The following is a 9,332-nucleotide window of genomic DNA, read 5'->3' as shown; positions in this document are numbered from 1 at the left end:
CTTTATTCAGCCTAGTCATTTTGAACCCTGGGGTGTAGTTGCACATGAAATGGCAGCTGCTAAGTTACCCATATTGTGTTCTACGAAAGTGGGGTCTTCTTCCGCTTTCCTAAGGGACATGGAGAACGGAAAATTGTTTGATGCGAGTGGCAGTAAAGAAATTGAAGAAGCGCTTGGATTTCTGATGGCTAAATCAGATAAAGAATTACATGCTATGGGAGAGATAAGTCTGAAATTGGCAAAAAAAATCACGCCATATTCTTGGAGCGCTACGCTTACAGCCTTTAACTTGGCTTAAATTCTGGTATCAATTTGTGTAACAATCTGTTATTATATTGAGTTTAACTACGATATAAACAAAGCAAAGTTGAAAAGTAGATGAATTTTAATTGGTATTGTGTGGGTTAAATAGCTTACTTTCAAACTAATATAGCTTAAACAAGTACATTTCCTGTAAATTAGAATATTATGGAGAGAAGAAATATATTTATAATCGGGGGGGTAATGCTCTTTACCTTTTTAGCATTTGGGTGCGGAAACAAGGGAGGTTCTGATGGTGTAGATGCATCAAAGAAAGAACATGTTGAAAGAACAAAGACCTCAAAATTAGTAGATGCGTTTACATATAATGCGTTTGTAAAAAGTTTAACGGATAATTCGGAATTTGGTATTACCGAAAGGCACGACATTAAAGTCGGAATCCAAGAATTAAGTATCGTGGCTAGCCATATTGATTCGTGGGAAGATCCCGGCGATTTTTTGAAATTTGAATTGATAAAAAGTTCAGGTGAAATTTTAATTGAAGAAATTAATGTGGATGGCTGGGTTAGATTTGGAGATAATTATCCGGTACCTCAGGAGCTTTTGGCGAAGAACAAACTAGATTCAGATAAATTTTTATGGTTGGATGTAGATGGTAAAAACTACCTATTCTTTGTGGGTTGGATGTATTCTGGGAATCCAGGTACGATGACGGTTGTTGACTTAGATGAGCGTAAAATTTGCGTAAATAAGAAGTTCAAAATAACTGGAATAGAAGACCATAATAACGACAATGTAAAAGATATCCTAGGTAAAGTTTCTTTGGTAGACAATGCTGTAATAGATATAGCTGGAGAGGATATCTTAAATCTATAAGGGTTATTTAACCTCGTTCTTTCGGAAGCAAAAATCCATGTGGTCGTTAACCATACCTGTGGCTTGCATATAAGCATAGCAGATTGTTGAACCAACGAATTTGAATCCACGTTTTTTTAAGTCTTTACTCATTGCATCCGATTCTGATGTACTGGCAACAAAGCCACTCATTTCATTGAGGTTATTTGTGATGGTTTTACCGCCAACAAATTGCCAGATATACTTATCGAATGATCCATATTCTTTTTGAATATTCATGAATAGGATAGCGTTTTGGATAGCAGATCGAACCTTTAGTTTATTTCGAATAATTCCGGCATTCTGTAATAGATCCTGAACCTTATCCTCATTATAGGTGGCAATTTTAGCATAATCGAAATCGTCAAACGCATCTAGGAAGTTTTCTCTTTTTTTTAGTATGGTTTCCCAACTTAGTCCAGCTTGAAAAGATTCTAGCAATAAGAATTCGAATAGCTTTTTATCGTCATGCTGTGGGACACCCCATTCTTCATCATGATATGTAATCATGAGTTCGTTGTTGGGCCAATCGCATCGCTTTTTATCCATTCTTCTTATTCATGATTAAGAAAGGAATAAAAGTAACCGCCATAACGCCCATAAAAATTAAGAATAGGTTCATGTTATAGATGATTAAAGCTACCATACATATAGAAGAGATAACCAATGCCACAGCTGGGAATATTGGATAAAAAGGAACTTTGAATGGTCTATCTAAGTTCGGTTCGTTTTTTCTAAGTGCGAAAAAGGAGAACATAGAAATGATGTATAATCCCAATGCTCCAAAACAGGAGATGGTAAGTATTTCACCTGTTTTACCTGTAGATAAAGCAACAAAGCCAATTAGCATATTAATGATTAATGCATTTGCAGGAGTACGAAATTTGGCATTTACCTTACCGAATATTTTAGGGATATGCCCTACTCTACCAAATTCAAATACAGATCTACCAGCAGCTAAAATAATCCCGTTGAATGAAGCTATAAGGCCAAACATACTGAAGCCAATAATAACTTTAAATAATGTGCTACTAGGATCCATAACTTGTTGCAATACCAATGGAATAGGAGCGTCTGATTGTGTAGGTTCTCCTCCTGCTGCTATTACCGCTTCCCATCCTGGCTCGTATACGGCACCTTCCCATCCTACAACACCAATTGAAGCAAAGAATGTGAGGATGCAAAGTGCAACTAGGGTTATCAGTGCCCCGCCAAACCCTTTTAAAATATTTTTTCCTGGATCTATTGTTTCCTCTGCAACGTTTGCAACCCCTTCGATGGCTAAGAAGAACCAAATGGCAAAGGGTAAACAAGCAACTGCACCGGCCCAACCGTTTGGTAACATATTGTTTGTTAGGTTTTCCATTTTAAACTCGGGCAAAGTATATCCTGCGAACACTAATAGAACAACAATCGCGATCATTGTAACTACCATTTCTACGGATGCTGCTGCTTCAACTCCTGAAATATTGAGCGCAGTAAATATTACAAATGCAATAACAGCGACCATCATCGTTGAGATACCATAATCTGTTTCTAATTGAGGGTATAGCATACTAACACTGGCTCCAATGGCTGATGCAACAGCTGGTGGGGCGAATACAAATTCGATGTTCTGGCACATACCCGCTAAGAATCCGAGTTCCTTTCCTAAACCCCTGTCGGCATAGTCAAAGGCGCCACCTGCTTTAGGTATGGCACATGCCATTTCTGTATAACTGAAAACAAAAGTGACGTACATAATTATTACAAAAATGGTAGCGATTGCCATACCCAGTGTTCCACCAATAGGCAAGCCCAAGTTCCATCCAAAGAACATTCCAGCTATAACGTATCCTACTCCTAAGCCCCATAGCATTATAGGACCTAGAGTTCTTTTTAATTCTGGTGAGTTATTTTCAGTTTGATCTGACATACTTGTTGTTTGTTGTGGTTATATCTTGGAAGCAACAAATTTAAATTAATTACCGACAAGACTTAAGAATAAGGTAAATACGGACTCCACTTGTTAACAACAGCCTGATTTTTGCGTATTAATATTAACAAGGTAATTTTAGTAGAGTATGATTATTCAAAACCAAGTAAAAATTGAAGTGCATGATAGTCTTTCTTCTTATGAGGAAAGGTTCTTGGTTGAATAGTTAGTAAAAAAAAATTGAAGATGAACCTTTCCGAATATACGGGAAGGTTTTTTTTGTTTGAAATAATGATGAGTAAAAAAGAAAAAATAATAATTACATGTGCCATCACGGGGGCAGAGACCACGAGGGTGGATAATCCTGATTTGCCAATAACCCCTGAAGAAATTGCGGATGCTACTTATGAGGCATACAAAGTGGGTGCTTCTATTGTACATATTCATGTTCGAAATCCAGATGGCACACCAACTCAAGACATCAAAGTTTTTAGAAGAACAATTGAGTTGATTAGGAGAAAGTGCGATATCGTGATAGAGACTACCACAGGAGGTGCTGTGGGTATGACAGCGGAAGAAAGGCTACAACCCATTCAGCTTTCTCCCGACATGGCTTCACTCGATTGTGGAACAGTAAATTTTGGCGATGAGTATATAATTAATACTTGGCCAATGATGAAGCAGTTTGCCGAAGAGATGTTGGAGTATAATGTGAAACCAACTTTAGAATGTTTTGATCTAAGTCATGTTTTTGCAGCGAATCGATTAATTGAAGAAGTATTATTAAAACCGCCATATCATTTTGGAATGGTGTTAAACGTGCCAGGAGCATTGCCTTACACGCAAGATAATTTGAAACTAATGATACGTGAAATGCATAGCGATAGTATATGGACAGTTGTGGGTGTAGGCGGCAAAGGAAGCATGATGGGAATTGCGGATGCTACAGAATTGGGTGGCAACATAAGACAAGGATTTGAGGATAATATCTACTTCGAAAAAGGAATTTTGGCAGAAAGCAATGCACAACTTGTAGATCGTGCTGCCTATATGGCAAGAAGTGCAGGTTATGAAATAGCATCGCCGAGTGAGGTTAGGGTAAGATTGAAGTTGAATAAATAATATTATGGAACACAGGGTAAATGGAAATTCATTTGGAACGCATCGAGTAATATCTCCGAAAGGTGTATTGCCTCAACCTGCCGATAAGCTCGATAACAACATGTCGTATATATACGATAATGAGATTTTGGTTGATGTGGAAATCCTGAATATTGATTCGGCCAGTTTCGCGCAACTCAAGGCAGAAGTAGATGGGGATTTAACCAAGTTAAAAGAGAGAATAATTGCAATAGTTGATCATCAAGGTAAAATGAGAAATCCGGTTACTCTCTCTGGAGGGATGTTTATTGGGGAGGTTGCGGAGATAGGCGAAGCCCTTAAAGACAAAATTGATTTACGAAGAGGAGATCGTATTTCCTCTTTGGTTTCTTTAAGCCTCACCCCTCTTTTTATAGAAGAAATAATAGAGATTAAGGTAAACGTTGATCAGGTATTTATAAAAGGGAAGGCGATTCTTTTTGAGAATGGGTTGTACGCCAAATTGCCAAAAGACATCCCTCCTGCCCTTGCCCTATCTGTTCTCGATGTAGCTGGGGCTCCAGCTCAAACAAAACGATATGTAAATAAAGATGATGTGGTGGTGATTATTGGAGCCAGTGGAAAATCGGGCTTATTATGTGCCTATGAAGCACAGAAGAAAGTTGGAGATAATGGTCTAGTTATCGGTATTGATTACAGCGATAAAGGAATATCGGTTCTTGAAGAATCAGGATTATGCAATCATGTTATAAAATTAGATGCAAGAAATGCCATCTCTTGTTTCGAATCAATTTATGGAATCACAAATGGAGATTTGGCCGACTTTGTTATCAATTGTGTGAATATTCCGGATACTGAAATGGCTTGCATTATGATGACAAAAAACCAAGGCAAAGTTTATTTCTTTAGTATGGCAACATCCTTTACCAAAGCGGCTTTGGGAGCAGAAGGTGTAGGAAAAGACATCGAGATGATTATTGGTAATGGATACGCCGAAGGGCATGCGGATGTTGCTTTAAATATCCTTCGAGAATCGCCGGAATTAAGAAAATATTACGAATCGGTTTATGCTTAAATAATATGTTTAGAAAAAAGTTAAATCTGTCTGATAAAAAAGTAGCGCTTGCTAGAAATCTGTCTAGTAAAATAGTTGATCCTGTTCAAAAATTTATAGATCGAAGCACTACCACAACGGTTGAGCGAGCAACTCTTCGCATGCTAGGTGCCGACGGTATAGATCAATATGATGTGCCGGTTGCTAATGTTATTGTCGACATTCTTGGAGATAATATTTCGAAAGGGGCTTCAAAGGCATACATCAATGCACTTATTGTAAAAGATTGTTCTGTTGAGAAGCTGAACAAATCCATAGCAGATGGGTTGAACATTTCGGATATAGAAGAAGTAGATTTCGAAAAGATAAAAACGAAAGGTGAAGAACTCATAAACATTTTTGCGGAAAAGTGAGGCGAAATGTAAAATATAGAAATGATAAAATCGTTGAGTATAATAAACCAGAGGCTAATCCTAAGCTGTATATAATAGTTGCTTCAGGGAACATATACGAGGACATTAAGCAGGCAGAATCTGCTGCATTGTTAGGGGTTGATATAATTGCGGTAATACGTGCGACAGCTCAAAGCTTATTAGATTATGTGCCTTATGGCGCGACTACAGAGGGTTTCGGAGGAACATACGCCACTCAAGAAAACTTTAAGCTGATGCGTGAAGCATTAGATAAAATATGTGATCGTGAGGGCAGATACATCAGCTTAGTGAACTATTGCTCTGGACTGTGCATGCCAGAAATCGCGGTGATGGGTGCTTATGAACGTTTGGATATGATGCTCAACGATTCGATGTATGGTATTCTATTTCGAGATATAAATATGTATCGAACTTTTGTAGACCAGAAGTTTTCGAGAATGGTGAATACGTTTGCGGAGGTTATCATAAATACGGGCGAGGATAATTACCTTACCACTTCAAACGCTTTTGAATGCGCTTATACTGTTCTCGCGTCCCAATTTATTAATGAAAAGTTCGCATATAACGCTGGTATGCCAGCTAGTTTAATGGGCTTGGGACATGCTTTTGAGATGGATCCGGATATAAAGAATGGCTTTTTATATGAAATGGCGCAAGCCCAAATGGCTAGAGAAATATTTCCAGAGGCACCTCTTAAATATATGCCTCCAACAAAGCACATGACTGGTAATATTTTTAAAGGACATGCTATGAATGCCATGTTCAACTTTGCGTCTAAAGCCACTGGTCAGTCGATTCATTTATTAGGAATGCTCACGGAGGCTTTGCATACACCCTTTATGCAGGATCGTTTCTTGGCTATCGAAAGCGCAAAGTATGTGATGAACAACATGGAAGATTTTTATGATGAGATTGAGTTTAAGAAAGACGGGCTAGTTCAAAAAAGAGCAGAATCTGTGTTAGATGAAACGCTTGATTTTTTACGATTAGTAGAGAAGAAAGGAATGTTTGATTCTATAGAAGAAGGATTATTCGCCGAAATGAAAAGGCCAAAAGATAGAGGAAAAGGGTTGCATGGGGTGTATGAGAAATCAGCTAATTATTGGAATCCCGCAGAAGAGTTTTTGAAAAAGGAGCTAGGTATTAACTAAAAAAATAACGCTATGAATATAAAACCTTATGGAGATACGCTTAACGATGGCGCCGTTCAATTGTCATTTACCTTACCAGTTCCACTCGATGCTAAGGCAAGAGAGGCAGCAAAACAGTATGTGAAGAAATTGGGATTTGAGAAGGCAGAAATTGTGTTTTCGAAATCGGTATCTGATCAGTTTAGCTTTTTTGTTTGCTATGGAAGAACTTCAATCAATTTAGATTATAACACGGTTGTAGTTGAAGAAATGGAACAGCATGTAATGTCTTTTAATGAGATAAATGAATTTATTGAAAAAGAGATCGGTCGTAAAGTAGTAATTGTTGGGGCATGTACGGGTACAGATGCGCATACCGTTGGAATAGATGCTATCATGAACATGAAGGGATATAATCATCATTGGGGCTTAGAACGTTATCCAATGATCGATGCTTATAACCTAGGAGCTCAAGTTCCGAACGAAGACCTTATCCTTTTTGCAAAAGAAATGAATGCCGATGCTATTCTCGTTTCCCAGGTTGTAACAGGTCAAGATTCACACATAAAAACCTTGAAGGAGTTTACAGATCTAATAGATAAAATGGGCTTAAAAGATAAATTTATCGTAATAGCTGGTGGGCCGAGAATAGGAAATAAATTGGCGACATCCATCGGATTTGATGTGGGCTTTGGCAGAGAATCTTATTCGGAGGATGTAGCAACTTATGTTGTAGAAAAGATGGTTAACGAAAAGAACAAAAAGGGATGGAAAGAAACGAAATCAATAAAAGCTTAGAGGAATTAGAAAGGGCGAAAGCTATAATTCCAGGAGGAGTTCTTGGTATTAGAAGACCTTATAATTTTGTTGAAGGTGAATATCCTGTATTTATAGAGTCTGGTAAAGGGTGTCATATTACCGATGTTGATGGTAATGAATACATTGATTTCTTATGTGGATATGGACCTATTATTTTAGGATATAGAGATACAGAGGTAGATAATGCTGTAGTTGATCAGATTCAAAATAAAGGTTTCTGCTTTTCGCTTACCCAAACATTACAAAACGATTTGGCCGAAAAGCTGAATGAAATTATCCCTTGTGCAGAGATGAGTTTGTTCGTTAAAACTGGTTCTGACGCAACGACCACCGCAGTCCGAATAGCAAGGGGTTATACGGATAGAACAAAGATAATCCGTTGTGGCTATCATGGCTGGCACGACTGGTGTGTGGAGGTTAAAGGTGGTATACCAGAAAAATTGTACGAGGATACTTTAGAGTTTGGGTATAATAATTTGGAAGGCCTTAAGAATTTATTAGCGTCTCATGGCGACGATGTTGCTGCTGTTATAATAACACCATTCGGACATCCTTTGGCGGCTGAAATGGAGGAACCTAAAGAGGGTTTTCTAGAAGGAGTAAAAGAACTCGCTCAAAAATATGGAGCTGTTTTAATCTTTGATGAAATAAGAACTGGATTTAGATTAAGCATGGGAGGAGCCCAAGAGTATTATAATGTAATACCAGATATGGCTGTTTTCGGAAAGGCAATGGCTAACGGTTATTCTATTGGAGCTATAACGGGTAGTGCTTCTGTGATGAAAACAGCAGAATCTAAAGTATTTGTCTCGTCTACTTTTTTCCCTAATAGCCTGGCGGTTGTTGCCGCACTTAAAACTATCGAAATATTACAGCGAGATAATGTACTTGATGCCATATGGGAAAAGGGAACTAAATACATGGGAGAGATAGAATCGATTCTTAAAAGATATCCTGAGGTGCAAGCTAAAATTACCGGTGTAGGTCCTATGTCGTTTATTACTTTTTCTAAGGATGAGGAGAAAAAATATAAGTTGAGAAGAACTCTTTTCTATACAGAGTTGATAAGAAGAAACGTTTTCATGCAACCTTTTCATCATGGTTACATAATGAGGGATCATACGGAAGAAGATCTTTGTTTGACAATTGGTGCAGTTAGAGAGTCAATTTACCTGGTAAATTCTTCATTTAGTTAAATATGTGTGCTTTATATTTGTATAATGTGCACATATCGTGTACATTGGAGTGCTATATATTCAAATACCACTATTTCTTAATATGAGTCAGTTTCAAGTCGAAGAGGCGGAAAAAAGCGTTGTGTTTACAGAGGAAAGCTTTGTTTTCTACAAAGAGGATCGGCTGTATAGTTCTACGGTTTAAAGATCGTCATACTACCACAGCAAGTGATCTGGATGAGGTTAAGATGATGTTTGCAGAAATTACTAATGGTGATGGATCAGATAGGATTAAAGTTATTGCAGGATCTAAAAGTAGAATGACTAAAGAGGCTAGAGATACTGACTTTTTTGCCTTTACAGATTATAAGGTGGATAAAATGGCGATCGTTATTTCTGATTTTTTCGGGAAGGTATTGGGTAATTGGTATATGAAGTACATTACGCAGCCGAAGTTCGAATACAAAATATTTGACTCAGAAGAAGAGGCTGATGAATGGTTGAAGTGAGTCTTTGATTTAACGCCTCTCCCCTTTTCTATTCTTCTTT

9 protein-coding genes and 1 pseudogene are annotated in these 9,332 nt (G+C 37.7%); 8 read left to right on the top strand and 2 right to left on the bottom strand.

Annotated features, from left to right (window positions below):
- Positions 1–298 (top strand): glycosyltransferase (locus HRT72_02560; protein ID NQY66592.1); only part of this gene is annotated, 298 nt, incomplete at its 5' end.
- A gap of 170 nt (positions 299–468) precedes the next feature.
- The gene (locus tag HRT72_02555; GenBank protein NQY66591.1) at positions 469–1,137 is read left to right on the top strand and encodes a hypothetical protein; all 669 of its coding nucleotides are present in this window, start codon (positions 469–471) and stop codon (positions 1,135–1,137) included.
- Positions 1,138–1,140: 3 nt separating this feature from the next.
- Here HRT72_02555 and HRT72_02550 read toward each other — a convergent pair whose 3' ends face one another.
- Together HRT72_02550 and HRT72_02545 are read right to left on the bottom strand one after the other, a co-directional pair.
- Entirely contained in the window at positions 1,141–1,704 is a 564-nt protein-coding gene (locus HRT72_02550; GenBank protein NQY66590.1) for a DNA-3-methyladenine glycosylase I, read from the bottom strand.
- A complete protein-coding gene (locus HRT72_02545; GenBank protein ID NQY66589.1) occupies positions 1,697–3,013 on the bottom strand; it encodes an amino acid permease in 1,317 nt (438 codons plus the stop codon). Before HRT72_02545 ends, HRT72_02550 begins: the two co-directional genes overlap by 8 nt.
- A 348-nt stretch (positions 3,014–3,361) precedes the next feature.
- On the opposite strand from HRT72_02545, the gene HRT72_02540 reads away from it, so the two are divergent.
- The 6 genes and pseudogenes from HRT72_02540 to HRT72_02515 all read left to right on the top strand — a co-directional run bounded on the left by HRT72_02540 (position 3,362) and on the right by HRT72_02515 (position 9,292).
- The gene (locus HRT72_02540; GenBank protein ID NQY66588.1) at positions 3,362–4,192 is read left to right on the top strand and encodes a 3-keto-5-aminohexanoate cleavage protein; all 831 of its coding nucleotides are present in this window, start codon (positions 3,362–3,364) and stop codon (positions 4,190–4,192) included.
- Positions 4,193–4,196: 4 nt separating this feature from the next.
- Positions 4,197–5,246, top strand: a complete 1,050-nt coding sequence (locus tag HRT72_02535; protein ID NQY66587.1) for an L-erythro-3,5-diaminohexanoate dehydrogenase — start codon at positions 4,197–4,199, stop codon at positions 5,244–5,246.
- A gap of 5 nt (positions 5,247–5,251) precedes the next feature.
- A pseudogene (locus tag HRT72_02530) lies at positions 5,252–6,810 on the top strand (D-lysine 5,6-aminomutase subunit alpha).
- A 12-nt stretch (positions 6,811–6,822) separates the two neighbouring features.
- A complete protein-coding gene (locus HRT72_02525; protein ID NQY66586.1) occupies positions 6,823–7,587 on the top strand; it encodes a cobalamin B12-binding domain-containing protein in 765 nt (254 codons plus the stop codon).
- Positions 7,557–8,804: an aminotransferase class III-fold pyridoxal phosphate-dependent enzyme gene (locus HRT72_02520; protein ID NQY66585.1), complete on the top strand. Its 1,248-nt coding sequence runs from the start codon at positions 7,557–7,559 to the stop codon at positions 8,802–8,804. The genes HRT72_02525 and HRT72_02520 overlap by 31 nt, the downstream gene beginning before the upstream one ends.
- A 140-nt stretch (positions 8,805–8,944) precedes the next feature.
- Positions 8,945–9,292, top strand: coding sequence for a hypothetical protein (locus tag HRT72_02515; GenBank protein NQY66584.1), 348 nt, complete (start codon positions 8,945–8,947; stop codon positions 9,290–9,292).
- Positions 9,293–9,332: the final 40 nt, after the last annotated feature.

It is taken from the genome of Flavobacteriales bacterium, assembly GCA_013214975.1.
In the GTDB taxonomy this organism is placed as follows: Bacteria; Bacteroidota; Bacteroidia; order DT-38; family DT-38; genus DT-38.
This window is presented reverse-complemented; position numbering and strand designations above follow the sequence as displayed.